General features: G+C 56.4%; 19 protein-coding genes, 1 pseudogene and 1 other annotated feature. Of the genes and pseudogenes, 8 read left to right on the top strand and 12 right to left on the bottom strand.

All coding sequences use genetic code 11. The features are described from left to right. Positions 1-124 precede the first annotated feature (124 nt). The gene (gene ybaK / locus ACERY3_RS00925; RefSeq protein ID WP_023310615.1) at positions 125-604 is read left to right on the top strand and encodes a Cys-tRNA(Pro)/Cys-tRNA(Cys) deacylase YbaK; all 480 of its coding nucleotides are present in this window, start codon (positions 125-127) and stop codon (positions 602-604) included. A 121-nt stretch (positions 605-725) separates the two neighbouring features. Here the strand turns inward: ybaK and ushA are convergent, their stop codons facing one another. Continuing rightward, the gene (gene ushA / locus ACERY3_RS00920; protein WP_033144802.1) at positions 726-2378 is read right to left on the bottom strand and encodes a bifunctional UDP-sugar hydrolase/5'-nucleotidase UshA; all 1653 of its coding nucleotides are present in this window, start codon (positions 2376-2378) and stop codon (positions 726-728) included. 169 nt (positions 2379-2547) lie between these two features. Here ushA and ACERY3_RS00915 point away from each other — a divergent pair, with 169 nt between their 5' ends. Together ACERY3_RS00915 and ybaL are read left to right on the top strand one after the other, a co-directional pair. Next, positions 2548-3756 (top strand): MFS transporter, encoded by a 1209-nt coding sequence (locus tag ACERY3_RS00915; RefSeq protein WP_045887946.1) that lies wholly within the window; start codon positions 2548-2550, stop codon positions 3754-3756. A gap of 229 nt (positions 3757-3985) precedes the next feature. Then, complete coding sequence (gene ybaL, locus ACERY3_RS00910; protein ID WP_336658087.1) at positions 3986-5662, top strand: YbaL family putative K(+) efflux transporter; 1677 nt, start codon at positions 3986-3988, stop codon at positions 5660-5662. A gap of 92 nt (positions 5663-5754) precedes the next feature. Here the strand turns inward: ybaL and ACERY3_RS00905 are convergent, their stop codons facing one another. The 9 genes from ACERY3_RS00905 to ACERY3_RS00865 all read right to left on the bottom strand — a co-directional run bounded on the left by ACERY3_RS00905 (position 5755) and on the right by ACERY3_RS00865 (position 15120). Beyond that, positions 5755-7059: an inosine/guanosine kinase gene (locus ACERY3_RS00905; protein WP_094934743.1), complete on the bottom strand. Its 1305-nt coding sequence runs from the start codon at positions 7057-7059 to the stop codon at positions 5755-5757. 62 nt (positions 7060-7121) lie between these two features. Then, entirely contained in the window at positions 7122-8084 is a 963-nt protein-coding gene (hemH, locus tag ACERY3_RS00900) for a ferrochelatase (protein WP_029741031.1), read from the bottom strand. Positions 8085-8208: 124 nt separating this feature from the next. Continuing rightward, entirely contained in the window at positions 8209-8853 is a 645-nt protein-coding gene (gene adk / locus ACERY3_RS00895) for an adenylate kinase (protein ID WP_006809841.1), read from the bottom strand. 194 nt (positions 8854-9047) lie between these two features. Beyond that, positions 9048-10922, bottom strand: a complete 1875-nt coding sequence (htpG, locus tag ACERY3_RS00890; RefSeq protein WP_039263967.1) for a molecular chaperone HtpG — start codon at positions 10920-10922, stop codon at positions 9048-9050. Between the two features lie 110 nt (positions 10923-11032). Continuing rightward, a complete protein-coding gene (gene recR, locus ACERY3_RS00885) occupies positions 11033-11638 on the bottom strand; it encodes a recombination mediator RecR (RefSeq protein WP_008499298.1) in 606 nt (201 codons plus the stop codon). Then, complete coding sequence (locus ACERY3_RS00880) at positions 11638-11970, bottom strand: YbaB/EbfC family nucleoid-associated protein (RefSeq protein ID WP_003858972.1); 333 nt, start codon at positions 11968-11970, stop codon at positions 11638-11640. Before ACERY3_RS00880 ends, recR begins: the two co-directional genes overlap by 1 nt. Positions 11971-12023: 53 nt before the next feature. Then, positions 12024-13952 (bottom strand): DNA polymerase III subunit gamma/tau, encoded by a 1929-nt coding sequence (dnaX, locus tag ACERY3_RS00875; protein WP_058841190.1) that lies wholly within the window; start codon positions 13950-13952, stop codon positions 12024-12026. Beyond that, positions 12630-12694: a sequence feature (DnaX frameshifting element), on the bottom strand. (Overlaps the previous gene by 65 nt.) Before the next feature lie 88 nt (positions 13953-14040). Continuing rightward, on the bottom strand, positions 14041-14592 hold the full coding sequence (apt, locus tag ACERY3_RS00870; protein ID WP_000127359.1) for an adenine phosphoribosyltransferase: 552 nt from the start codon (positions 14590-14592) through the stop codon (positions 14041-14043). A gap of 150 nt (positions 14593-14742) precedes the next feature. Next, positions 14743-15120, bottom strand: a complete 378-nt coding sequence (locus ACERY3_RS00865; RefSeq protein ID WP_033144794.1) for a DUF454 family protein — start codon at positions 15118-15120, stop codon at positions 14743-14745. A gap of 50 nt (positions 15121-15170) precedes the next feature. On the opposite strand from ACERY3_RS00865, the gene priC reads away from it, so the two are divergent. Both priC and rsmS read left to right on the top strand, forming a co-directional pair. Beyond that, positions 15171-15698 carry a primosomal replication protein N'' gene (gene priC, locus ACERY3_RS00860; RefSeq protein ID WP_033144793.1) on the top strand — a complete coding sequence of 176 codons (528 nt, stop codon included), beginning with the start codon at positions 15171-15173 and terminating at the stop codon, positions 15696-15698. Positions 15699-15712: 14 nt separating this feature from the next. Next, positions 15713-15929, top strand: a pseudogene (gene rsmS, locus ACERY3_RS00855) (pleiotropic regulatory protein RsmS). Here the strand turns inward: rsmS and mscK are convergent. Both mscK and acrR read right to left on the bottom strand, forming a co-directional pair. Continuing rightward, positions 15926-19273, bottom strand: coding sequence for a mechanosensitive channel MscK (gene mscK, locus ACERY3_RS00850; RefSeq protein ID WP_058841188.1), 3348 nt, complete (start codon positions 19271-19273; stop codon positions 15926-15928). The pseudogene rsmS and the gene mscK sit on opposite strands and share 4 nt — an antisense overlap. A 113-nt stretch (positions 19274-19386) precedes the next feature. Further along, complete coding sequence (gene acrR / locus ACERY3_RS00845; protein ID WP_033144791.1) at positions 19387-20040, bottom strand: multidrug efflux transporter transcriptional repressor AcrR; 654 nt, start codon at positions 20038-20040, stop codon at positions 19387-19389. Between the two features lie 141 nt (positions 20041-20181). On the opposite strand from acrR, the gene acrA reads away from it, so the two are divergent. The 3 genes from acrA (at position 20182) to tomB (ending at position 25430) form a co-directional block, all read left to right on the top strand. Beyond that, positions 20182-21375, top strand: coding sequence for a multidrug efflux RND transporter periplasmic adaptor subunit AcrA (gene acrA / locus ACERY3_RS00840; protein ID WP_029741963.1), 1194 nt, complete (start codon positions 20182-20184; stop codon positions 21373-21375). 22 nt (positions 21376-21397) lie between these two features. Further along, positions 21398-24544, top strand: a complete 3147-nt coding sequence (gene acrB / locus ACERY3_RS00835; RefSeq protein ID WP_373224876.1) for a multidrug efflux RND transporter permease subunit AcrB — start codon at positions 21398-21400, stop codon at positions 24542-24544. Between the two features lie 511 nt (positions 24545-25055). Beyond that, positions 25056-25430: an Hha toxicity modulator TomB gene (gene tomB / locus ACERY3_RS00830; RefSeq protein WP_008499288.1), complete on the top strand. Its 375-nt coding sequence runs from the start codon at positions 25056-25058 to the stop codon at positions 25428-25430. The last annotated feature ends 19 nt before the right edge of the window (positions 25431-25449 follow it).

The raw sequence follows: 25449 nt of genomic DNA, 5'->3' as shown, positions 1-25449 counted from the left end.
TTGAGCCGATTGTCGCTCAAAGTGACCATCACTGCCAATACTATTGCGCAAGATGGTGCTATTTTTTAGACAAACGTCAGGCGTATGCTGATGGCATGATTTGTCTGTCGTAAGAAGGATAGCTATGACTCCCGCCGTTAAATTACTCGAAAAAAACAACATTTCTTTCCGGATCCACACCTACGATCACGATCCGAATGAAACTAACTTTGGTGATGAAGTGGTGCGCAAGCTGGGGCTGAATGCTGACCAGGTTTATAAAACGCTGCTGGTGGCGGTGAATGGCGATATGAAACACCTCGCCGTCGCGGTTACTCCGGTGGCGGGACAGCTGGATCTGAAGAAAGTCGCCAAAGCCCTGGGCGCGAAGAAGGTGGATATGGCGGATCCGATGGTGGCGCAGCGCACCACGGGCTACCTGGTGGGTGGGATCAGTCCGCTCGGGCAGAAAAAACGCCTGCCGACGCTGATTGATGCCCCTTCGCAGGAGTTTGAAACCATCTTTATATCCGGCGGCAAACGCGGGCTGGATATCGAGCTGGCGGCGGGCGACCTGGCGAAAATGCTGGACGCGAAGTTTGCGGATATTGCGCGCCGGGATTGAGAAAATTGCCCGGTGGCGGCTGCGAGGTAAAAGCAAAACGGTAACAGGCGTTACCGTTTTTTGTGTTCGCGCCCTCTCCCGGTGGGAGAGGGTTGGGGTGAGGGCATCAGGCCGCACACCACTACTGCCAGCTCACCTCACCTTTCGGCTCGTAGGCATTCACGTCAATCGGCGAATTCTGCTCGATGAACTGCTTCAGCACTTCCGCGTCGATAAAGCCGGTATTCACGTATCCCGGTTTGTTATCAATATGCGGATAGCCGTCGCCGCCGGTGGCGTTAAAGCTTAACGTCGCCAGACGGTAGGTTTTAGCCGGGTCAACCGGTTCGCCTTTGATCTTCAGGTCGTTAAGCTTGCCGTCTTTCGCCACAAAGCTGACGTTGGCAAACTGCGGATAGGCCCCGGAATCCGGCTTCATCTGCGCCACGGCGGTCAGGTAGTCAATCACCTCTTTCCCGCTCATGTCCGCATAGACCACCACGTTGCCGAACGGCTGCACCTTCAGGACGTCTTTATAGGTAATGTTTCCGCCCTCGATGGAATCACGAATACCGCCGCCGCTCATCACGCCGAAGTCAGCGCCGGTGCGCGCCATTTGCGCCGCCAGCACCAGGTGGCCCATGTTGGTCTGCACGAAGCGAACTTTACTGCGGTCCCCCTCCAGACGACCGTTCAGCGTGCCGATCTTCACGTCCAGCTGCGCCTTGCCTTTGTTCTGGAACGGCGTCAGCAGGGAGAGCATCTGCTGGTTTTCTGCGATCTCCGGCGTGTAGAGTACGCGCTCGCTTTTCCCGTCCGGGTAGGTGACTTTCTTCTTCAGGTTGACCGGGATGAGCTGATAGTGCACCAGCTTCATCTCGCCGTTACGGAACTCGAAATCCGCCCGGCCAACGTATTTGCCCCACTCGTGCGCCTGAACAATCCAGATACCGTTCTGACGGTCCGGCGCGCACGGCGTGCCCGGCACGTAGTCCACCTGCTTTTTGTTCTCCGAGGCCATACACACCGGATCCTGTGAGTGACCGCCCACAATCATTGCCAGCGAGCCCGCAGGCAGGCTGCGCGCCATTTCCACGTCGCCGGGCGCGTTAGAGCCGTGCTCGCCGTTGTCGTAGTGCCCCATGTGCGTGGTGGCGATAATCACGTCCGGCTTCTCGTTTTGCTGCAGCTCCTGAATCACCAGCTTCGCTTCGTCTGCCGGTTTGCGGAATTCGATATCGGTAAAGAACTCGGGGTTGCCAATTTTCGCCGTGTCGTCAGTGGTTAAGCCGATGACCGCAATCTTCAGATCCTGGCGCTTAAACAGCGCCCACGGCTTAAACAGGCGTTCGCCGGTGCTTTTCTGGTAAATATTGGCGGAGAGGAAGGGGAATTTGGCCCATTTTTCCTGCTGACGCAGCACGGTCAGCGGATTATCGAACTCGTGGTTACCCACGGCCATCGCGTCGTAGCCAATCAGGTTCATACCGCGAAAATCAGGTTCCGCGTCCTGTAAATCGGATTCCGGCACGCCGGTATTGATATCACCACCCGACAGCAGCAGCACGCTGCCGCCCTGGGCAGCCACCTCTTTGCGAATGCCGTCCACCAGCGTTTTTTGTGCCGACAGGCCATATTCGCCGTATTCGCTGCGCCAGAAATGACCGTGGTGATCGTTGGTATGCAGAATGGTGATTTTATAGGTTTTGTCTTTTTCATACGCCTGCGCGGGCAGGCTTACCAGGCCCCATGCGGCGATGAGCGCCAGCGCGACGCCCCGCTTCATAAACTTCATCTTCTCTCTCCCTGACCAATAGACAAAGGCAAAAATTACAGTGACTAACAAGAATAGACAAATAAGTTTTCAGAATTGCGACTTTCTTCAAATGTCCCGGACGGGTATGTTAGTCGGATAATAATTACACCCTGCATCTCTAATAACGAAAAACGTGGTACTTCTCTCTATGGCAATCAGTGAATCAACCCAGCCCGTTCCGGGCGCGCCGGCGTCGCGCACCTCCTTTAAAGTCTTAGGCGCAATCAGTCTCTCGCACCTGCTCAACGACATGATCCAGTCGTTGATTCTGGCAATTTATCCGCTGCTGCAGTCCGAGTTTTCGTTAACGTTCGTGCAGATCGGGATGATCACCCTGACCTTCCAGCTGGCTTCCTCACTGCTGCAGCCGGTGGTGGGCTACTGGACGGATAAATACCCGATGCCGTGGTCGCTGCCGATCGGCATGTGCTTCACCCTAAGCGGGCTGGTGCTGCTGGCCATGGCGGGGAGCTTTGAAGCCGTGCTGATTGCTGCCGCGCTGGTAGGCACCGGCTCGTCCGTTTTCCATCCGGAGTCCTCCCGCGTGGCGCGTATGGCCTCCGGGGGACGTCACGGTCTGGCGCAGTCTCTCTTCCAGGTGGGCGGTAACTTTGGTAGCTCTCTCGGCCCGCTGCTGGCCGCGGTGATTATTGCCCCTTACGGCAAAGGCAACGTGGCCTGGTTTGTGCTGGCCGCACTGCTGGCCATTATCGTGCTGGCGCAGATCAGCCGCTGGTATGCCGCTCAGCATCGCGTGAATAAAGGTAAACCTAAAGCGAAGGTTATCAATCCCCTTCCGCGCAACAAGGTTATCCTGGCGGTTTCCGTGCTGCTGGTACTGATCTTCTCGAAATACTTCTATATGGCGAGCATCAGCAGCTATTACACCTTTTATCTGATGCAAAAATTCGGATTATCGGTACAGAATGCGCAGATCCACCTGTTTGCCTTCCTGTTCGCCGTTGCGGCCGGCACGGTCATTGGCGGGCCTGTGGGTGATAAGATTGGGCGTAAATACGTCATTTGGGGCTCTATCCTCGGCGTGGCGCCGTTTACCCTTATTTTGCCGTACGCGAGCCTTGAATGGACGGGGATTTTAACCGTGATCATTGGTTTTATTCTCGCATCCGCGTTTTCCGCCATTCTGGTCTATGCCCAGGAGCTGCTGCCTGGCCGTATCGGTATGGTTTCCGGGCTCTTTTTCGGTTTCGCCTTCGGCATGGGCGGGCTTGGCGCGGCGGTGTTGGGGATGGTGGCGGATCACACCAGCATCTTCCTGGTTTATAAAATCTGCGCTTTCCTGCCACTTCTCGGGATGTTGACCATATTCCTGCCTGATAACCGTCATAAAGCGTAAATTACGGGTAGCCAAAGTTTAACTTTGGCTACCTGATACCCTGATGCCATAAGGGTTTCTTCTTCTTCCCCTCGCTGAATTTATCAAAACGCGCTTTTTTACGTGCATATTGCTGTTTTATTCAAACTTCAACAATAATTCATAAACATAAGGGTAAAAATTGTCATAAACTATTACTCGGTTTTTTGGTTTTCGCCAAAAAGGAACACCCACAACGAAAGGAGACGGAATGCACCACGCCACACCGCTTATCACCACCATTGTTGGTGGACTTGTGCTCGCTTTTATCCTCGGCATGATTGCCAATAAGCTGCGTATTTCTCCTCTTGTCGGCTATCTGTTAGCGGGTGTACTGGCGGGACCGTTTACGCCAGGCTTCGTGGCGGATACCAAGCTGGCCCCTGAGCTGGCGGAATTGGGCGTGATTCTGCTGATGTTTGGCGTCGGCCTGCACTTCTCCCTGAAGGATCTGATGGCGGTAAAGTCGATCGCCATACCGGGAGCGATCGCCCAGATTGGGGTGGCGACGCTGCTGGGGATGGCGCTCTCGGCGGTGCTGGGCTGGTCGTTAATGACCGGCATCGTATTTGGGCTGTGTCTCTCAACCGCCAGTACCGTGGTGCTGCTGCGCGCGCTTGAAGAGAGACAGCTGATAGACAGCCAGCGCGGGCAAATCGCGATAGGCTGGCTGATTGTGGAAGACCTGGTGATGGTCCTGACGCTGGTGCTGCTGCCAGCCGTCGCCGGGATGATGGAAAAAGACAACGTCGGCCTGGCCTCGCTGGCGCTGGATATGAGTATCACCATCGGTAAGGTGGTGGCGTTTATCGCCATCATGATGCTGGTGGGACGCCGTCTGGTGCCGTGGATCATGTCCCGCAGCGCGGCAACCGGCTCACGCGAGCTGTTTACCCTCTCCGTGCTGGCGCTGGCGCTGGGTATCGCGTTTGGTGCCGTAGAGCTGTTTGATGTCTCCTTTGCCCTGGGCGCGTTCTTCGCCGGGATGGTGCTGAACGAATCCGAGCTGAGCCACCGCGCGGCGCATGACACTCTGCCGCTGCGCGATGCCTTCGCCGTGCTGTTCTTCGTCTCCGTCGGGATGCTGTTTGACCCGATGGTCCTGATTCACCAGCCGCTGGCCGTGCTGGGCACGCTGGCAATCATCATCTTTGGTAAGTCGCTTGCCGCCTTCTTCCTGGTGCGGATGTTCGGCCACTCCCCGCGCACGGCGTTGACCATCGCCGCCAGCCTGGCGCAGATCGGTGAGTTCGCCTTTATCCTGGCCGGTCTGGGCATGGCCCTGAACCTGCTGCCGCAGGCGGGGCAAAACCTGGTGCTGGCGGGGGCGATCCTGTCGATTATGCTGAACCCGGTGCTGTTTGCCCTGCTGGAAAAATACCTCGATAAAACCGAAACGCTGGAAGAACAGACGCTCGAAGAGGCCATCGAAGAAGAGAAGCAGATCCCGGTGGATATTTGCAATCACGCCCTGCTGGTCGGCTTTGGCCGCGTGGGCAGCCTGCTCGGTGAGAAGCTGATGGCGCAGGGCATTCCGCTGGTGGTGATTGAGACCTCACGCACCCGCGTCGACGAGCTGCGCGAGCGCGGGATTCGTGCGGTGCTGGGCAATGCGGCAAACGAAGAGATCATGAATCTGGCGCACCTGGACTGCGCGCGCTGGCTGCTGCTGACCATACCTAACGGCTATGAAGCGGGTGAAATTGTGGCTTCCGCGCGCGAGAAGTGCCCAACGATTGAGATTATCGCCCGGGCGCACTATGACGACGAGGTCGAGTACATTACCGAACGCGGTGCGAATAAGGTGGTGATGGGCGAGCGCGAGATTGCGAATACGATGCTGACGCTGCTGGAGAAACCGCCGGTTGAAGAAGGGGTGACGGGGTAAGTTTGGTGCGGCCTGATGCCCTCACCCTGACCCTCTCCCACAGGGAGAGGGAACAAACACTAAAAACGGCAACCAGGGTTGCCGTTTTGCTTTTACCTGTCCCAGTAAGCCTCTTCGAGGCTGTCTTCACGTTCCGGCAACCCACGCGTTAAGCGCGGAGAATGCTGGTTCAGTACCTGATAGCTCACGCGGTTGGCATATTTACACACCTGCGCCAGCGAGGAATAGGTCAGCCAGCTGAACTTGTGCTTGCTGGAGTTCGGCACGTTGGTTTTATGGTAGGCGTTAGCGGTGATGTCGTGCAGCAGCGCGGCCAGCGCGCCGTCGCCCGCACCGTTGGTGTTCATGATCTTCTCCGGCCCGCCCATATATGGCGCGATATGAGAGTAGATACGCAGCGGATTCACGCAATCTTTGTAGCGCATGCCGCGGCTGAACTCGTACTGGTTGAACTCGGCAATCGCACCGGGCAGCAGCGGGTGCTGGGTTTTGCGCTTGCTCTCTTCTTCCGTGAAGCCCGCCATATAGAGCCCAACCGGGCCGGCGGTGCAGAGCACCAGATCCACCCAGTCCAGCGCTTTGTCAGACGCCAGCAGCGGATCGCTTTCGCCGGTCAGCGCTTCGGCCTCTTCTTCGTTCATCGCCAGAATCGAGACGTGCTCTTTCAGGAACGCCTGCCACCAATCCGGGTTATCGGCGATAACGAATTTTGTGCCCAGCGTCAGAACGACAGGCACGTTGTATTTCTTCGCGTACTCGATCGCTTTCATGGTCGCTTCCGGCATCGGCTCGCCCGGCTTACAGCGCACCAGGTAGGAGGTCAGCACCAGCGCCGAGGCGCCCGCGATCACCTCTTCCGGAATACTCTCGGCGCGCAGCTTGTTCATATGACCCGGGCTGATGGCAAAAGTACGCTCGCCGGAATCGCTAATCAGCGTAAAGCAGCGGCCAATAGGCCCGTCGACGCCCTGAAGGTAGTTCAGATCGGTACGGCTGGAGGTGTTGCAGAGATAGCGGTAGGCATAGCCACCGATTTCGATATTGCTGCACATCACGCCGAGCAGCACCGAGCGGTCGTCGGCCAGCACGGAGTAGTTATGCATGGTATTGCCGATGGTGCCACCGGCGAACTGATGGGTAATCAGGTTTTCGCGCACCAGCTCCTGATACAGCGCTTCGGCAACGTCGTCCTCAATCACCAGCGAGTGACCGGCGCTCAGACCGTAACGGGCGACAAACGCATCATCCACTTTCGCTTCAATGTCCACCAGCGTCTGATCGATACCGACGACCCATGCCGCGCTGGTTTCGTTTTCTGGCTGGATTTGCTGCAGGAGCGGGTCGCGGGCATCGACGGGGAAGTAGTGTTTGGATTTGCGTTTACCGGGAAATTTCATGGTCTGAACTGTACGAAGAATATGGGCCGGGAATGGTAGCACAAACCCGGCCCGGAGTGCGATCAGCGGCTGTTGGTTACCAGCGAGACCATCATGTCGATATGCTCAGGCGAGTCGTTAAGCGCCGGAATGTACTCGTACTTTTCGCCGCCAGCCTCAAGGAAAAATTCCCGGTTTTGCACCGCGATCTCCTCCAGCGTTTCCAGACAGTCGGCCGAGAAGCCCGGCGACATCACCTGAATGTGCTTCACGCCCTTCTCACCCAGCATTTTGAGGGTTTCATCGGTATAAGGCGTCAGCCACGGCTCGCGGCCGAAGCGCGACTGGAAGGTCATCATCACCTTCTCCGGCGGCAGGCCGAGGGCGGAGACCAGCTCGCGCGTGGTATCGCGGCAGCGCTGCGGATAATCATCCCCTTCATTGGCGAAACGCTGCGGGATCCCGTGATAGGAAAGCAGCAGCAGATCCGGCTCGCCGTGCTTTTCAAACGACGCGCGCGCGCTGTTGGCAAGCGCCTGGATGTAGAGATCGTTATCCGCGTAGTCGCGAATAAAAGTCACGCCCGGAATGCGGCGGCGGGTCGCCAGAATGCGGGCCAGCTCGTCCCAGACGGCGGCCACCGTCGAGCAGGAGTACTGCGGGTAAAGCGCCAGCACGACGATATGGTCCACGCCCTGCGCCAGCAGTGATTCCACCGCGCTTTTCAGGGACGGTTTTCCGTAGCTCATGCCGAGTGCGACGGGCATATCCGGCAGGCGGGCAGCCAGCGCTTTTTCCTGGCGACGGCTGTATACCATCAGCGGCGAGCCCTCTTCCATCCAGACGGACTGATAAAGTTTGGCGACGCGCGGAGAACGAATCGGCAGAATGACGCCACGCAGCAGCGGCCACCACAGCAGTCTCGGGAAATCCACGACGCGCGTGTCGCTTAAAAATTGTCGCAGGTAGCGTTTTACCGCGTCTGATGTAGGTGCTTCTGGAGTGCCCAGATTGGCAAGCAGGATGCCGGTTTTCGCCTGACTCATTCACGCCTCTTAACCATTTGATAGGTTGTCAATTGTAGCGGAAATGCGTTTAAACGAAACCCATTGCTGTAATAGGTAAGATGAGAATATTTCTCACCCGGGAGCCCGGGTGAGAGGCGCGCGATTAGCCGAGGATTTTTTCCAGCTCTGCACGTACGTCAGCCACGGCTTTGGTGCCGTCAACTTTGGCGTATTTGGTGTTACCCGCCTGCGCTTCTTTGGTGTAGTAGCCGATCAGCGGCGCGGTCATCTGATGGTATTCCACCAGGCGTTTACGCACGGTCTCTTCCTGATCGTCTTTACGGGTAGTCAGCTCTTCGCCGGTCACGTCGTCTTTGCCTTCAACCTTAGGCGGGTTGAATTTGATGTGGTAAACGCGGCCAGAAGCAGCGTGTACGCGACGGCCAACGATACGGTCAACGATCAGCTCGTCCGGTACGTCGAACTCCAGAACGTAATCCACGTTGATGCCCGCTTCTTTCATGGCGTCAGCCTGAGGAATGGTGCGTGGGAAGCCGTCCAGCAGGAAACCGTTACGGCAGTCTTCCTGCGCAATGCGCTCTTTGACCAGAGCAATAACCAGCTCGTCGGTCACCAGCTTGCCTGCGTCCATGATGTCTTTCGCTTGTTTACCCAGCTCGGAGCCAGATTTAACAGCGGCGCGCAGCATGTCACCGGTGGAGATTTGCGGAATACCGTATTTCTCCATGATGAACTGAGCCTGAGTTCCTTTACCCGCGCCCGGAGCGCCAAGCAGAATAATACGCATTGCGAAAATCCCCTCAAAAGTCGTTTCAATTTTTCAAAAGCGCTAAACAATACCACCAGAACGGGCATCGCTCAAGGAAGGCGGGAAGGCTGAAACGGTTAACGGGGGGAGATTATTTGGGTTAGTGCGGTCTGGTGCCCTCACCCCGGCCCTCTCCCACGGGAGGGGGAGAAGACCAGGGGAGGCGCGGTCAATTACGCCAGCAGCAGCGCATTCACACGTTTAATGAACAGGTTAGGATCTTCCAGCGTGCCGCGCTCGGCCAGCAGGGACTGATCCAGCAGCAGCTCAACCCACTCGGCAAAGCGGGCGTCGTCCTGGGTATCCGCCGCGCGTTTCACCAGAGGATGATCCGGATTAAGCTCAAAGATATATTTCACTTCCGGCATCGCCTGGCCCGCCGCAGCGAACAGTTTCGCCATCTGGGTGCTCATTTCGTCCGCATCGGTGGTGACAATCGCCGGGGTGTCGGTCAGACGGTGCGTGAAGCGCACCTCTTTCACGCGCTCGCCCAGCAGGGTTTTCACACGCTCAACGAACGGCTCCAGCGCCTTCTCGGCTTCTTTCGCGCTTTCGTCCACTTCATCGGCCAGCTTGTCGATGGACTCGTCGGCTTTGGCTACGGACTGGAAGGATTTACCGTCGAACTCGGTCAGGTAGTTCATCATCCACTCGTCGATGCGGTCAGAAAGCAGCAGCACTTCGATGCCTTTCTTACGCAGCAGCTCCAGGTGCGGGCTGCTCTTCGCCGCCGCGTAGCTGTCGGCGGTGATGTAGTAGATCTTCTCCTGCCCTTCTTTCATGCGGGAGACGTACTCTTCCAGCGACACGGTCTGCGCGGAGGAGTCGGTGTGCGTAGAGGCGAAGCGCAGCAGTTTGGCGATCGTTTCAACGTTCGCGGTGTCTTCTGCCGGGCCTTCTTTCAGCACCAGGCCAAACTGTTTCCAGAAGGTCTGATATTTTTCCGCATCGTCTTTCGCCAGTTTTTCCAGCATCTGCAGCGCACGTTTGGTCAGGGCGTTGCGCAGGTTACGGGTGACGGTGCTGTCCTGAAGGATCTCACGGGAGACGTTCAGCGGCAGATCGTTGGAATCGATCAGACCACGCACGAAGCGCAGGTAGTTCGGCATGAACTGCTCAGCGTCGTCCATGATGAAGACGCGCTGCACGTACAGCTTCAGGCCGTGCTTGTGATCGCGGTTCCACATGTCCCACGGCGCCTGTGCCGGGATGTACAGCAGGCTGGTGTACTCCTGCTTACCTTCCACGCGGTTGTGGCTCCAGGTCAGCGGGTCGGTAAAGTCGTGGGCGATGTGCTTGTAGAACTCGTTGTATTCGTCGTCTTTAATTTCAGACTTGTTGCGCGTCCACAGCGCCTGCGCCTTGTTGATCTTCTCCCAGGAGACCACGGTTTCACCGTCTTTCTCTTCCTGTTTTTCAATCTCAACCGGCAGCGCGATGTGATCGGAATATTTGCTGATGATGGAGCGCACGCGCCAGTCGTTCAGGAAATCGTCTTCCCCTTCGCGCAGGTGCAGGGTGATTTCGGTCCCGCGATCCGCCTTGGTGATGTCATCAACGGTGTATTCGCCTTCCCCTTTGGATTCCCACAGCACGCCGTTCTCGGCGCTGTCGCCTGCAGCACGGGTACGGACGGTAACTTTGTCGGCCACGATAAACGCCGAGTAGAAACCGACGCCGAACTGGCCGATCAGCTGGCTGTCTTTCGCCTGGTCAGAGCCCATGGACTCAAGGAACGCTTTGGTGCCGGATTTGGCGATGGTGCCGAGGTGGTCGATCACCTCGTCGCGGTTCATCCCGATGCCGTTATCGGCGATGGTCAGGGTGCGGTTCTCTTTATTGAACGAGACGCGCACGCGCAGCTCGCCGTCGCCTTCGTACAGGTCCGGGTTGGACAGCGCGCGGAAGCGCAGCTTGTCCGCCGCGTCCGAGGCGTTGGAAATCAGCTCACGCAGGAAAATTTCTTTGTTGGAATACAGGGAATGGATCATCAGGTGCAGAAGCTGTTTTACTTCTGACTGGAAACCACGGGTTTCTTGTCCTTTCATCTAAGTCGACCTCAACAATGCCATTTAATGGGGTTTTAAAACGTTGAGTGAGAGATGGGGATAAGGGGGGAAATTTTCAAGCGGAGGCCGCGCGCGCAGCCTCCGTTTGGTCAGAAAATAATCTTGTGACGCCCGGCCAGAGAGTGCGACAGCGTGGTGCCGTCGACCATTTCCAGCTCGCCGCCCACCGGCACGCCGTGGGCGATGCGGCTGGCGTCAACGCCGTACTGCGAGCACAGTTCAGCGATATAGTTGGCGGTTGCCTCCCCTTCCACCGTCGGGTTGGTGGCGAGGATCACCTCTTTGATGGTTTCGGACTCAAGACGCTGTTCAAGGCGGTCAAGACCGATATCATCCGGGCCAATACCGTCCAGCGGGGAGAGATGCCCCATCAGCACGAAGTAGCGGCCGGAAAACTGCCCGGTTTGTTCGATGGCGTAGATGTCCGCCGGACTCTCCACCACGCAAATCTGACCGTTTTCCTGACGACGCGGGTTCGTACAGATGTTACACACGTCCTGCTCGGTAAAGGTGCGGCAATCCGCACAGTGACCAATTTCTGACATGGCGCGGGTTAAAGCCTGCGCCAGGCGCATCCCGCCGCTGCGGTCGCGCTGCAATAGCGTAAACGCCATGCGCTGCGCCGACTTCGGGCCAACGCCCGGCAGGCAGCGCAGTGCTTCCATTAACTGCGTGAGCAGCGGACTGGTTTGCATCAGAATGGCATCTTGAAGCCAGGCGGAAGCTGCATACCGCTGGAAACAGAGGCCATTTTCTCTTTCTGAGTTTCGTCGATACGGCGAGCGGCATCGTTAAACGCGGCTGCAACCAGATCTTCCAGCATCTCTTTGTCGTCTTCGAGCAGGCTCGGGTCGATTTCCACGCGACGGCAGTTGTGCGCACCGTTGATGGTCACTTTGACCAGACCGGCACCGGACTCACCCGTGACTTCCAGCTGAGCGATCTCTTCCTGCATCTTCTGCATTTTTTCCTGCATCTGCTGAGCCTGCTTCATCAGGCCACCCAGACCGCCTTTTCCACCAAACATAGGCTTCTCTCTTTTTCACGTTTAAGGATTACAACCGTAAGTCAGACTCACGATCAAATGGGGCGAATACTCTCTTCATCCAGATCGGCGTCGAAGAACCGGCGCAGGGTCTGAATGTTGTTATCCGCAATAATCGCCTCGCGCGCCTGCGCGAGCTTTTCTTCATAAATGGCCTGGCGCCACTCGAGCGGCGTTTTCACTGCCGGATTATCATCTTCAATGATAGTCAATTCAACCGGCGCGCCCTGTAATGCGGCGAGCGCCTCCGCCAGCGCCTTTTGCGCGCCAGGGGAATTGAGGTGCCGCTGACCCGGACGCAGGTGCAAACGCACCTGATTGCCGTCCTGCTCTTTCCAGGCATTCAGCGCGACCTGCTCGACCAGCTTCGGCAGCTGGAGTTTGCTGACCTCGGCGGCCCAGGCGTCGCGGGCAATGGACTCTTCGGCAAGCTTCGCGGAAAGCTCCGGCGTTTTCTCATGCTCCAGCGCCTTTTTCAGCGCTTTCGGCGTGGCGACCTCTTCCTTCACCGTTTCAGTGATGGTGGTTGCCTTCCAGCGGTAAGCCTCTTCTTTCACCGGGGCTTTCTGCTCGAGCGCGGACGGTGCCGGACGCGACTGTACGCGCTCCGTTACCGAGGCCAGTCGTTCAAGCGCGGCGTTGTTCACCGGCCGCGCTCTTCCTGGCGCTGCCGGTTCACTCTTTTTTGGTTTGGTTACTCCCTGCGCACGCTGCAGCTGGCTGCGTGCGGCAAGCACCGAACTGGTGGCATCCGACAGCGGCACGTTTTGCTGCGGCGGCGGTGTCGGCTGCGGTGGCACCTGCTGCGGCGACATCACCGCCGTAGGGGCGACCGGCGCGAAAGACTGCCGCGGCGCTTCCGGCTCCGGCAATGGCATGCGCGGGTGGAACGCCAGCGCGCGCAGCAGCGTCATTTCAACGCCCATTCGTGGATCCGGCGCGAACGGTAACTCTTTGCGGCCAATCAGCAGCGTCTGGTAGTACAGCTGCACGTCGGCAGGCGGCACGGTGCGGGCAAGCTCACGCATCCGCTGTTCAATGGCGGCCATATCCGCTCCGATGGCGGACGGTGAAAGCTGCAGCATCGCCACGCGGTGCAGCAGGCTGAGCATCTCAACCAGCAGTCCTTCCCATTCGATACCCCGGGCAGCGGCCGCGTTCACCTGCGACATCACGCGTTCGCCGTTGGCGGCAATCATCGCCTCGATAAGCGACAGCGCCTGATCGTCATCCAGCGTGCCGAGCATGGTGCTGACCGCCTCGGTGGAGAGCTTGCCGTCACCGCTGGCAATCGCCTGGTCGGTCAGGCTGAGCGCATCACGCAGGCTGCCGTCCGCCGCGCGTGCCAGCAGCTGCAGGGCGCGCGGCTCGTGAACGATCTTCTCTTCATCAAGAATGTGCTCAAGCTGCGCGCGGATCTGCTCAACGTCCAGCGCCTTCAGGTGGAACTGCAGGCAGCGCGACAAAATCGTGACCGGCAGCTTTTGCGGATCGGTGGTCGCCAGCAGGAACTTCACGTGCGCGGGCGGCTCTTCCAGCGTTTTCAGCAGGGCGTTGAAACTGTGGCGCGACAGCATGTGCACTTCATCGATCAGGTAGACCTTGAAGCGGCCACGCGCCGGGGCGTACTGCACGTTATCGAGCAGATCGCGGGTATCCTCCACTTTGGTGCGCGAGGCGGCGTCGATCTCGATCAGATCGACAAAACGCCCCTGCTCGATCTCCCGGCAGTTATCACACACGCCGCACGGCGTGGCGGTGATCCCGGTTTCGCAGTTGAGACCTTTTGCCAGCAAGCGGGCAATAGAGGTCTTACCGACGCCGCGGGTGCCGGAGAAAAGATAGGCGTGATGGATGCGACCTAGCGACAAGCCGTTCGCCAGGGCCGTCAGCACATGTTCCTGACCGACAACGTCAGCAAAGGTTTGTGGTCGCCATTTACGGGCTAACACCTGATAACTCATGGGCAGGCTCTGCAACGCTGGAAGGTGAATTTATGGAGGGGAATGCTATCACAACCTCACCCATTGAGCGAGGTTGTGAAAACCGGGATTAATGACCCGGGAAAGGCACCAGGCTGTAGCTGGTAATGCCCTGTTTTTCCAGGCGCTGTTCACCGCCGAGATCGAACAGGTTGATGATGAATGCCGCGTCGGTCACTTCACCACCCAGACGACGGATCAATTTCACGGTCGCTTCAATGGTACCGCCGGTTGCCAGCAGATCGTCCACCACCAGCACCTTGTCGCCAGGCTTGATCGCATCAACGTGGATCTCCAGCTGATCGGTGCCGTACTCCAGCTCATAGCTCTCAGCAATGGTTTCACGCGGCAGTTTGCGCGGCTTACGCACCGGCACAAAACCCACGCCCATCGCCAGCGCAACCGGTGCGCCAAACAGGAAGCCACGGGCTTCGGTACCTACTACTTTGGTGATCCCGGCGTTTTTATAACGCTCGACCAGCAATTCAATGCTGAGCGCGTACGCTTTCGGGTCTTCCAGCAAGCTGGTGACATCACGGAAAAGAATGCCAGGCTTTGGATAGTCCTGGATGCTTTTGATGCTGTTTTTCAGATATTCAAGCTGCTGTGCAGTTGCGGTCATCGGTTTTGCCTAAATGAAACAGTGTTACTCACAGCGCGCAACGAGTCGGCCAAGGCAACAATTGTTTAACCTTTGACCAGGCGCACCTGTGCTCGAAAACGGTCGAATTTACTGGCTGTGCGTGATAATTGCAACAGCCATGATGAGGCTTCAGTGCTTTTGTTGCTTTTCATCAACCACGGGGATCCGCCACATAAAGAAAAGCAGGCAGGAGAGGATCGCCAGCAGCAGAATGCGTACCCACATCATTTTCACCAGCCATAATGAAATAGCGAAGGTGATGAGGATCACCGCGATCGCGCGCGGCTTCGCGCCGGGCGGCATGGCCCGGTGTTTTTGCCAGTGCCGCAGATAGCCGCCAAACCATGAACGATAGAGCAGCCAGTGGTGAAAACGCGGCGACGAGCGGGCGAAGCACCAGGCCGCCAGCAGGATAAACGGGGTGGTCGGCAGCAAGGGTAAAAACACGCCCAGCGTGCCAAGCACTACCGCGAGCCAGCCAATGATGATTAAAATAGTACGCTTCATAATGCGAATCGTTATCAAACTGAACGGCTACTTTACCACTGGAGAGCGCCTTGAAAACAGCACTGCTTCTTGAGAGGCTGCAAAATCAGCTTATTGCTCTGCGGGAGCAGGCTACACCGCTGATGGGCCACGCCACGCTGAAACCGCGCTTTGACCGGCAGCTTTTTCGTACCCGCAGCACCGTCATTCAGGATTACCTGGCGGAAGCGCAGACCAACCTCGACGAGCTTCGCCATGCGGTTGAGAGTGAACAGCAGGAACAGGTGGCGTGGCTCGCAGAGCATCTCACAGAGCAGATCACCGCTCTGCATCGCGAAATCGCCGCCTGGCCGCTGCGCGCCTGGGACAGCGCCTCGCCGGGGCTCGGTAAATGGCAGCGCAAGCGGCTGGAGAACCAGGAGTTTGAGCGCCGGCTGTTTGAGATGAAGCGCGAGCGCGAGACGCGGCTGAACAACAGCGAGACGCTGGAAGAGCAGCAGCTATTGATGCGCGAGATTAGCGCGCTGGAAGGACGTATCGTCCGCTGCCGCCAGGCACGGGACGAGATTGAGCGTGTCATTGAACGTTTGACCCGTTAACAGGAGCCACACCCATGTCACTGGAAAATGCACCCGATGAGGTCAAGCTGGCCGTCGATTTGATTATGCTTCTGGAGAATCATGAGATCCCCGCCGAAACGGTGCTTAAGGCACTGGAGATTGTGCGGCGGGATTTTGAAGGTAAATTACCCTCACCCCGGCCCTCTCCCTGAGGGAGAGGGGGAAAATCGTTCCCTCGCCCCTGAGGGCAGAGGGAAAATAATAGATTAAGCCGGAGTCGGATCGTCACCCTTAATGTCGCGCTTCACTTCCGTATGCTCATCACCTTTCTCGTTGCGCAGGTGAACCTCGAGCTGGTTGAAGGCGATATTAATATCGTTTTCACGGCACAGACGATCGATAGAACGGTTGAGTTCATCCACCGTGTAGCTGCGGTCACGCAGCTCGCGCACGTATAAACGCAGCTCGTGATCCAGCGTGCTCGGCCCAAAGGTGGTGAAGAAGACCGCCGGAGCCGGATCGTGCATCACTTTCGGGTGTTCTGACGCCGCCTTGAGCAGCACCTCTTTCACCTTCTCCAGATCCGATCCATAGGCTACGCCCAGGCGGATCACCACGCGCGTCACCGTATCGGAGAGCGACCAGTTGATCAGGCGCTCGGTCACGAACGCTTTGTTCGGGATGATCACCTCTTTGCGATCGAAGTCGGTGATGGTGGTGGCACGAATACGGATCTTGCTGACCGTACCGGAGAAGGTGCCGATGGTGACGGTATCGCCGATTCGTACCGGACGTTCGAACAGGATGATCAGGCCGGACACGAAGTTACCGAAGATCTCCTGCAGGCCAAAACCAAGACCGACCGAGAGGGCGGCCGCCAGCCACTGCAGTTTATCCCACGAGACGCCAAGCGAGCCGAAGACCGTCATCGCCCCAACAATAATGATCACGTAGTTGAGGATCGTGGTAATGGCGTAGGACGCCCCCTGGCGGAGATTCAGACGTGACAGGAGCAGCACTTCGAGCAGGCCTGGCAGGTTGCGAATCAGCGCCCAGGCCACCACCGACGACACCAGCGCAAACAGCAGACTGCCCATGGTCACGCTTTTCATGACCGCCGCGCCCGCTTCGGTACCGTTGTATTGCCAGAGGGTAATACTGTCTAGATAGGCGAAAACGGTAATAAGATCGGACCAGATGGCCCAGAACATCACCGCAAACAGCGCGATCATCACCAGCATGGTGATGCGCAGCGTCTGCTGGTTAACCTGCTCCAGGGCGATGGTCGGCTCTTCCTGCGGCTCCGCGCCCTCGGCTCCTTCTTTCACCTGATGCTGACGACGCGCGATGGCACGGCGATAGGCGATGCGGCGAGCCGCCACGCTCAGGCCGCGCAGCACGGTCTGATAGAGCAGGTTCCAGACGATCACCAGATAGACCGTTTCAATCCAGCGCCCGGACAGGCGCAGCGTGGTATAGAAGTAGCCCGTTGCCGTCAGCACCATTAGCGCCAGCGGAATGATCGCCAGCACCGTCACGGTGGCCAGGCGAATATTGTGGGACTCTTTATCACGCCAGCTGTCGCGGCACATCGGCCACATCAGGATCGCAATCAGCAGCAGGTTCAGCAGGATAACCAGCTGGCCCAGCACGTCATCCATCAGGTGCAGCGGGGAAAGCTCAGAGACAACCGACCAGAAGTGCAGCGGCAGGAGCGCCAGGCTAATGCGCACAATCTGACGACGCCAGTGGCTGGTCAGCTGCGCAGGCATGTTGAAATGACGCACCGCCACGCCGTCTTTTTCCAGCACCTTCCAGCACACGCCAAAGACCAGCCAGAACAGCGCCAGTTTTTTACTGAACGCCCACAGCAGATCGCTGACGTTGAGCTGCATGGTGAGCAGAATCAGGCCCACCGCCAGAATAATCAGACACACCGGCAGGGCGCGGATGAGATCGATGAGAATCGCTTTTGGCGTATGGAGCTGGCTATCGTTGCGCAGCTGCCCCACTTCGGAGGCCAGCTTCGCCTGATATTTTTTCAGCCAGCCCAGACGCCAGCGGATCAGGCCGGCAATCAGCAGCAGCGGTAATCCCGCCAGCAAGGCAATCGTCACCGCAGGCCAGGCTTTCTCCCAGTTTACGGTGATCTTCATGCTCTTAATCTGCGTTTTCAGCGTCTCCGGGAAGGATTTGACCCAGTCCCAGTCCATCGGCTTGTTGCTGTTCACCCAGAAAATCTGCTGGGTCAGGATCTCCTGCAGACTTTTCGAAACGCTCACCAGCTGCTGCTGGTTGATTTGCAGGTTAATGGCCATCATCAGCTGGTTGCCCAGCTGTTTGTTGAGCTGGTCCAGCAGCTCGCGACGCATATCGACGACCTGGAGCAGCGCGTCGTGCACTTCCGGGTTCACGTCGCTGGAATGCCCTTCTTCAATTTTGGCGACAAAGGCATCGCTCTGGAAAAGGGCATCGCGCTGCTGGTTGACGTCAAACTGTTCCAGACGTAAATCCGCAATGCGGTTGGTCATGTCTTCCAGCTCATCGGCGGACGGGAGCGTCTGCTGCTGCTGGTAGAGAATACGCGACAGCAGGAGGCTGCCCTTCAGGACCGCGATCTGCTCTTTGATGTTGCGTTCAGCCTGCAGCGCGCGATCCAGCCAGTTCTTCACTTTGATATTTTGCTGAACCAGCGAGTTGCCGTTTTCCGTCGCCAGTATCAGGCGCTGGCTAAGCTGGTGGTTGGCCTCGAGCTCCTGTTTCACCAGCGGATTTGCCTGAATGCGGGCGGTTTCGTCAGGCGATACGGCCTCCTGGGCGGTTTTTTCCGTCAGGGTCAGGCGTTTGCTGTTTACCGCCTCCTGCAACAGCTGAAGCTGGTGTTCCAGGCGATTAATGTTCGCGGTGACGTAATCACGCTGTTTCTGAAGCGTGTCCTGCAGCACCGTATTCCCTTCCAGGCTTTTACGCTGCTGTTCAATCTGTGCATTGAGCAAGGTCTGCTGAACCAGCAGCAGGGTTTGCTGCGTCGGGCGCAGCGTGCCTTCGCCTACCGTCGTGCCGTTCAGACGGTTGCGGATCTGCTGCAGCTGCTGAGACGCGGCGTACATCGCGTTTTGCACGCGCTCGGGCTGGGTCTGCAGCGAGACAAGCTGGCTGTTATAGGTTGCGAGATCCGACTGCGCGGTTTGCAGGTCGTCGAGCAGTTGCGCGACGCGGGACTCCAGCTGGCGTAAAGAGAGCGTCGAGAGCGTCTTGCGCGTCTCGTCGTCGTTATCCACATCGCTGAGGGCATTCAGCGCGTCGGTGGCCTTACGCATGTTTTCAGGCGCCTGCGCCACCTTCTGGCGAAGCTGGACGGTTTCCGCTTTGATGCGTTCAATTTTATCCAGCGTTTCCAGCGTTTCCGTCAGATCCTGCTGGACGAGTTTCTCCTGAGGGGAGAGATCTTTTTGTTTGTTCAGCGTGTCGAGCTGCGACTGAACATCGCCGCGCGAGGGAATATCATTGCTGTTATCGGCGCGGGCCCAGGTCAGCGGCGCCGTGGCGAAGAAAAACAGCATCGCAAAGAGCAATGCAAAAACAGGATGTTGCGAGCGATTGATGGGCAGCATAGTTGTGAATGATGTCAGAAGATGACCGAAAATAGTCCGGCGTGAAGAATATCACGCTCGCTGAAAGCAGAATAGCGCGAACGTTATCCTCTGAGATAATTCCTGGAAAGGGATCAGGCCGTTAGCGAAGGCGCGTCGCTGCGCAGCGTGGGGCAGAGCTGTAGCATTTCCAGTAAAATCGCCACGTAGCTGCGGGCTTCCTCTTTGAGGTCAAAGGATTGCGGCGAGAAAAGCCAGTTTTCCATCAGACCTGAAATGTAGCTGCGCATCAGGATTGCCGCCCGTCGGGTCAAGAGATTGGCCGGTAAGAGTTTTGCCTGCATACACAGATTCAGATTCTGTTCAATACGATCATAGCTCTCCAGGCTAAGGCTGCGCTGCGCCTGCTGCACCACCGCCATCTCGCCCACGAACTCGCATTTATGAAAAATAATCTCCATCATTAATCTGCGACGTTCTTCAACTACCGTTGCTTCAAGGATATATACTAATATTTCTCTCAATACTGAGAGTGGATCGTCAGGGAATTTTGCCCGATACTCACTCTCGAGATCGCTAATGCTGGACTCTGAAAGCTCCCAGATTTCACTGAACAGATCTGACTTATCTTTAAAATGCCAGTAAATCGCTCCTCGCGTCACACCGGCAGCCTGAGCAATCTGCGCCAGCGAGGTGGATGAAACACCCTGCTGCGAGAACAAACGTATTGCCACATCCAGAATGTGTTGTCGGGTTTCCAGCGCTTGTTGTTTAGTTTTTCGTGCCATAGGTGGGTGAATTTACAGGAGTCAGATTTACATACATTTGTGAATGTATGTACCATAGCATGACGATAATATAAACGCAGCAATGGGTTTTTAGACTCAGGACCCTTGATCAATTTGAAATCGGACACTCGAGGTTTACATATGAACAAAAACAGAGGGTTAACGCCTCTGGCGGTCGTTCTGATGCTCTCAGGCAGCTTAGCGCTAACAGGATGTGACGACAAACCAGCTCAACAAGGAGCTCAGCAGGCGCCAGAAGTAGGCGTCGTGACGCTCAAATCTGAACCTCTACAAATCACCACCGAATTACCAGGCCGTACCAATGCTTACCGCATAGCGGAAGTGCGTCCTCAGGTTAGCGGCATTATCCTGAAGCGTAACTTCACCGAAGGTGGTGATGTGAAAGCCGGTGAGTCTCTGTATCAGATTGATCCAGCAACCTATCAGGCCTCTTATGAAAGTGCGAAAGGCGACCTGGCGAAAGCACAAGCCGCAGCCAAAATTGCTCAGCTGACGTTGAACCGCTACCAAAAGCTGCTCGGCACCAAGTACATCAGCCAACAGGATTACGATACCGCCCTGGCAGACGCACAGCAGGCTAACGCGGCCGTGGTGGCAGCCAAAGCCGCCGTCGAAACCGCGCGCATTAACCTGGCCTATACCAAAGTGACCTCCCCTATCAGCGGTCGTATTGGTAAATCTTCCGTCACGGAAGGGGCGCTGGTGCAGAACGGTCAGACCAATGCGCTGGCAACCGTGCAGCAGCTTGATCCGATCTACGTTGACGTGACGCAGTCCAGCAACGATTTCCTGCGCCTGAAACAGGAGCTGGCTAACGGCACCCTGAAACAGGAAAACGGCAAAGCCAAAGTGGAACTGATTACCAATGACGGTATCAAGTTCCCGCAGGAAGGAACCCTGGAATTCTCTGACGTGACGGTCGACCAGACTACCGGTTCCATCACCTTACGTGCGATTTTCCCGAACCCTGACAAAAATCTGCTGCCAGGTATGTTCGTTCGCGCGCGTCTGGAAGAAGGAACGAATCCAACCGCACTTCTGGTTCCACAGCAGGGTGTGACCCGTACGCCACGCGGCGATGCGAGCGCGCTGGTTGTTGGGGCTGATGACAAAGTCGAAACGCGCAATATCACCGCCACCCAGGCGATTGGCGATAAATGGCTGGTGACGGAAGGTCTGAAAGATGGCGATCGCGTGATTGTTACTGGTTTGCAAAAAGTTCGTCCTGGCGCGCAGGTTAAAGCACAGGAAGTGAAATCTGACGATAAACAACAAGCTTCGGCCGCTGGCCAGTCAGAACAAACCAAGTCTTAACTTAAACAGGAGCCGTTAAGACATGCCTAATTTCTTTATCGATCGCCCCATATTTGCGTGGGTGATCGCCATAATCATCATGCTGGCCGGGGGACTTGCGATCCTGAAGCTGCCTGTCGCGCAATATCCAACGATTGCGCCACCGGCGGTGACAATTTCCGCAACCTACCCGGGGGCTGATGCGAAAACGGTGCAGGACACCGTCACCCAGGTTATCGAACAGAACATGAACGGTATCGATAACCTGATGTACATGTCCTCAAACAGTGACTCCACCGGTACGGTGCAGATCACCCTGACCTTCCAGTCAGGTACGGATGCTGACATTGCGCAGGTTCAGGTGCAGAACAAACTGCAGCTGGCAATGCCTTTGCTGCCGCAGGAAGTACAACAGCAGGGTGTGAGCGTCGAGAAATCGTCCAGTAGCTTCCTGATGGTTGTCGGCGTTATCAACACCAACGGCACCATGACGCAGGAGGATATTTCCGACTACGTGGGCGCCAACATGAAGGACGCCATCAGCCGTATTTCCGGTGTGGGTGACGTGCAGCTGTTCGGTTCCCAGTACGCGATGCGTATCTGGATGGATCCGAACAAGCTGAACAACTTCCAGCTGACGCCGGTTGACGTGATCAGCGCGATTAAAGCGCAGAACGCCCAGGTAGCGGCCGGTCAGTTAGGCGGTACGCCGCCGGTGAAAGGCCAGCAGCTTAACGCCTCGATCATCGCGCAGACCCGTCTGACCTCTGCCGATGAATTCAGCAAAATTCTGCTGAAGGTGAATCAGGACGGTTCGCAGGTTCGCCTGCGCGACGTGGCGAAAGTTGAGCTGGGCGGTGAGAACTACGACATCATCGCGAAGTTTAACGGTAAACCGGCTTCCGGTCTGGGTATCAAACTGGCGACCGGCGCTAACGCCCTGGACACCGCCACGGCGATCCGCGCAGAGCTGAAGAAGATGGAACCGTTCTTCCCGTCAGGTCTGAAAATCGTTTACCCGTACGACACCACGCCGTTCGTCAAAATCTCGATTCATGAAGTGGTTAAGACGCTAGTTGAGGCGATCATCCTGGTATTCCTGGTGATGTACCTGTTCCTGCAAAACTTCCGCGCGACGCTTATCCCAACGATTGCCGTGCCGGTGGTATTGCTCGGGACCTTTGCGATCCTGTCGATATTCGGCTACTCGATAAACACCCTGACGATGTTCGGGATGGTGCTCGCCATCGGCCTGCTGGTGGATGACGCCATCGTCGTGGTCGAGAACGTCGAACGCGTGATGGCGGAAGAAGGTTTGCCGCCGAAGGAAGCGACCCGTAAATCAATGGGCCAGATCCAGGGCGCGCTGGTCGGTATCGCGATGGTACTGTCTGCGGTATTTATCCCGATGGCCTTCTTCGGAGGCTCTACCGGTGCGATTTACCGTCAGTTCTCCATTACCATCGTTTCCGCGATGGCGCTGTCGGTGCTGGTCGCGTTGATCCTGACTCCTGCCCTGTGTGCCACCATGCTGAAGCCAATTCAGAAAGGCGGTCACGGCGAGCACAAAGGGTTCTTCGGCTGGTTTAACCGCATGTTCGATAAGAGCACGCATCACTACACCGACAGCGTGGGTAACATCCTGCGCAGCACCGGTCGTTACCTGCTGCTCTATATCATCATCGTGGTGGGCATGGCCTTCCTGTTCGTTCGTCTGCCAAGCTCGTTCCTGCCAGATGAAGACCAGGGCGTGTTCCTGACGATGGCACAGCTTCCGGCGGGTGCCTCGCAAGAGCGTACCCAGAAAGTGCTGGATGAAGTGACGGACTACTATCTCACCAAAGAGAAAGACAACGTTGAGTCCGTGTTTGCGGTTAACGGCTTTGGCTTTGCGGGTCGTGGTCAGAACACCGGTATTGCCTTCGTTTCTCTGAAAGACTGGTCTGAACGTCCAGGCGAAAAGAACAAGGTTGAAGCTATCACCGGTCGTGCAATGGGCACCTTCTCGCAGATTAAAGATGCGATGGTCTTTGCCTTTAACCTGCCAGCGATTGTTGAACTGGGTACCGCGACCGGCTTCGACTTCCAGCTGATTGACCAGGGCGGTCTGGGCCACGAGAAACTGACGCAGGCGCGTAACCAGCTGTTTGGTGAAGTCGCTAAACACCCTGACCTGCTGGTCGGCGTGCGTCCAAACGGCCTGGAAGATACGCCGCAGTACAAGATCGATATCGACCAGGAGAAAGCCCAGGCGCTGGGCGTATCCATCAGTGACATCAATACCACGCTGGGCGCAGCTTGGGGCGGTAGCTACGTTAACGACTTCATCGACCGCGGTCGTGTGAAGAAAGTGTACGTGATGTCAGAGGCGCAGTACCGTATGTTGCCTAACGATATCAACAGCTGGTTCGTGCGCGGCAGCAATGGTCAGATGGTACCGTTCTCGGCGTTCTCAACCTCACGCTGGGAATACGGTTCGCCGCGTCTGGAACGCTATAACGGTCTGCCATCGATGGAGATCCTGGGTCAGGCTGCTCCGGGCCGAAGCACCGGTGAAGCCATGAACCTGATGGAAGAGCTGGCAAGCAAACTGCCTGCGGGTATCGGCTATGACTGGACCGGTATGTCCTATCAGGAACGTCTGTCCGGTAACCAGGCCCCTGCCCTGTACGCCATTTCACTGATTGTGGTCTTCCTGTGTCTGGCGGCACTGTACGAGAGCTGGTCGATTCCGTTCTCCGTTATGCTGGTGGTTCCGCTCGGGGTTATCGGTGCGCTGCTTGCGGCAACGTTCCGTGGACTGACCAACGACGTTTACTTCCAGGTAGGCCTGCTGACAACCATTGGCTTGTCGGCGAAGAACGCGATACTTATCGTTGAATTCGCCAAAGATCTGATGGAGAAAGAGGGCAAAGGCCTTATTGAGGCGACGCTTGAAGCGGTTCGTATGCGTCTGCGCCCAATCCTGATGACGTCGCTGGCGTTTATCCTCGGCGTACTGCCGCTGGTTATCAGCTCCGGTGCGGGCTCCGGCGCGCAGAACGCGGTAGGTACAGGCGTAATGGGCGGTATGGTTACCGCGACCGTACTGGCTATCTTCTTCGTACCGGTGTTCTTCGTGGTGGTTCGCCGCCGCTTTAGCCGCAAGAATGAAGATGTTGAACACAGTCATTCGGTAGAACCTCACTGATACCGGTTCCACATGATAAAAAGGCCGCATTAGCGGCCTTTTTCATTTTCAGAAAAAATCATAAATTACGCTTATTGTGGCTCTATTTATTTTCTGCCATCTTAAATAGACATATCATAATTAACTGATACCTTAATCGGTGAATTCAGGATTTTTTTAATTTCATTTCCCCGCTTAAGCTATTAGGAATATTCCTAATAAGAAGTTCTTACAAAGATAAGTCTGAATCTGAACTTTTCTCATCATTTTTGCTAAGCCGATGAAACGTAAGGAAGCGATAAAACCCCGTCGTTAATTTGGATAAAAACGTTGAGTCCAGGGTAACCATTTGCGTACACGCTCCCAGCCTGCGGTTTTTATTTGTAATTTTTCGTAATAGCGCGGTGAAATCCAGGAAGGAGTGGCTTATAGTTAGGTTATCAGGAACACAGCACTCATGTAGCTAAGTCAGTTGTATCCATCCCGACAATGATGTTCGGTGAGTAAGAAATCACTCAGAAGGGGATGCGCTATGGACGAGTACTCGCCAAAAAGGCATGATATCGCGCAGTTGAAATTTCTCTGCGAATCCTTGTACCATGACTGCCTTGCCAATCTTGATGAAAGTAACCATGGCTGGGTAAATGACCCAACGTCTGCCATCAATTTACAGTTGAATGAGCTGATAGAGCATATCGCAACCTTCGCACTTAATTATAAAATTAAGTACAATGAAGATAATAAGCTCATTGAGCAAATTGATGAATACCTGGACGACACCTTTATGTTGTTCAGCAGTTACGGCATTAACGCTCAGGATTTGCAAAAATGGCGTAAATCGGGAAATCGGCTATTCCGCTGTTTCGTCAACGTGAGCAGAGCTAACCCGGTGAGTCTTTCCTGTTAAAATTATTACAATTACTAAG

This window comes from Enterobacter cloacae complex sp. ESBL7 (genome assembly GCF_041679625.1).
GTDB classification, from domain to species: Bacteria; Pseudomonadota; Gammaproteobacteria; order Enterobacterales; family Enterobacteriaceae; genus Enterobacter; species Enterobacter asburiae_B.
The sequence above is the reverse complement of the archived record's forward strand: the minus strand, read 5'-3'. Positions and strand labels throughout refer to the sequence as shown.

Excerpts from the sequence above, each read along its gene's own strand:
- ybaK (WP_023310615.1), top strand. The coding sequence starts at position 125 with ATGACTCCCGCCGTTAAATTACTCGAAAAAAACAACATTTCTTTCCGG.
- ushA (WP_033144802.1), bottom strand. The coding sequence starts at position 2,378 with ATGAAGTTTATGAAGCGGGGCGTCGCGCTGGCGCTCATCGCCGCATGG.
- ACERY3_RS00915 (WP_045887946.1), top strand. The coding sequence starts at position 2,548 with ATGGCAATCAGTGAATCAACCCAGCCCGTTCCGGGCGCGCCGGCGTCG.
- ybaL (WP_336658087.1), top strand. The coding sequence starts at position 3,986 with ATGCACCACGCCACACCGCTTATCACCACCATTGTTGGTGGACTTGTG.
- ACERY3_RS00905 (WP_094934743.1), bottom strand. The coding sequence starts at position 7,059 with ATGAAATTTCCCGGTAAACGCAAATCCAAACACTACTTCCCCGTCGAT.
- hemH (WP_029741031.1), bottom strand. The coding sequence starts at position 8,084 with ATGAGTCAGGCGAAAACCGGCATCCTGCTTGCCAATCTGGGCACTCCA.
- adk (WP_006809841.1), bottom strand. The coding sequence starts at position 8,853 with ATGCGTATTATTCTGCTTGGCGCTCCGGGCGCGGGTAAAGGAACTCAG.
- htpG (WP_039263967.1), bottom strand. The coding sequence starts at position 10,922 with ATGAAAGGACAAGAAACCCGTGGTTTCCAGTCAGAAGTAAAACAGCTT.
- recR (WP_008499298.1), bottom strand. The coding sequence starts at position 11,638 with ATGCAAACCAGTCCGCTGCTCACGCAGTTAATGGAAGCACTGCGCTGC.
- ACERY3_RS00880 (WP_003858972.1), bottom strand. The coding sequence starts at position 11,970 with ATGTTTGGTGGAAAAGGCGGTCTGGGTGGCCTGATGAAGCAGGCTCAG.
- dnaX (WP_058841190.1), bottom strand. The coding sequence starts at position 13,952 with ATGAGTTATCAGGTGTTAGCCCGTAAATGGCGACCACAAACCTTTGCT.
- apt (WP_000127359.1), bottom strand. The coding sequence starts at position 14,592 with ATGACCGCAACTGCACAGCAGCTTGAATATCTGAAAAACAGCATCAAA.
- ACERY3_RS00865 (WP_033144794.1), bottom strand. The coding sequence starts at position 15,120 with ATGAAGCGTACTATTTTAATCATCATTGGCTGGCTCGCGGTAGTGCTT.
- mscK (WP_058841188.1), bottom strand. The coding sequence starts at position 19,273 with ATGCTGCCCATCAATCGCTCGCAACATCCTGTTTTTGCATTGCTCTTT.
- acrR (WP_033144791.1), bottom strand. The coding sequence starts at position 20,040 with ATGGCACGAAAAACTAAACAACAAGCGCTGGAAACCCGACAACACATT.
- acrA (WP_029741963.1), top strand. The coding sequence starts at position 20,182 with ATGAACAAAAACAGAGGGTTAACGCCTCTGGCGGTCGTTCTGATGCTC.
- acrB (WP_373224876.1), top strand. The coding sequence starts at position 21,398 with ATGCCTAATTTCTTTATCGATCGCCCCATATTTGCGTGGGTGATCGCC.
- tomB (WP_008499288.1), top strand. The coding sequence starts at position 25,056 with ATGGACGAGTACTCGCCAAAAAGGCATGATATCGCGCAGTTGAAATTT.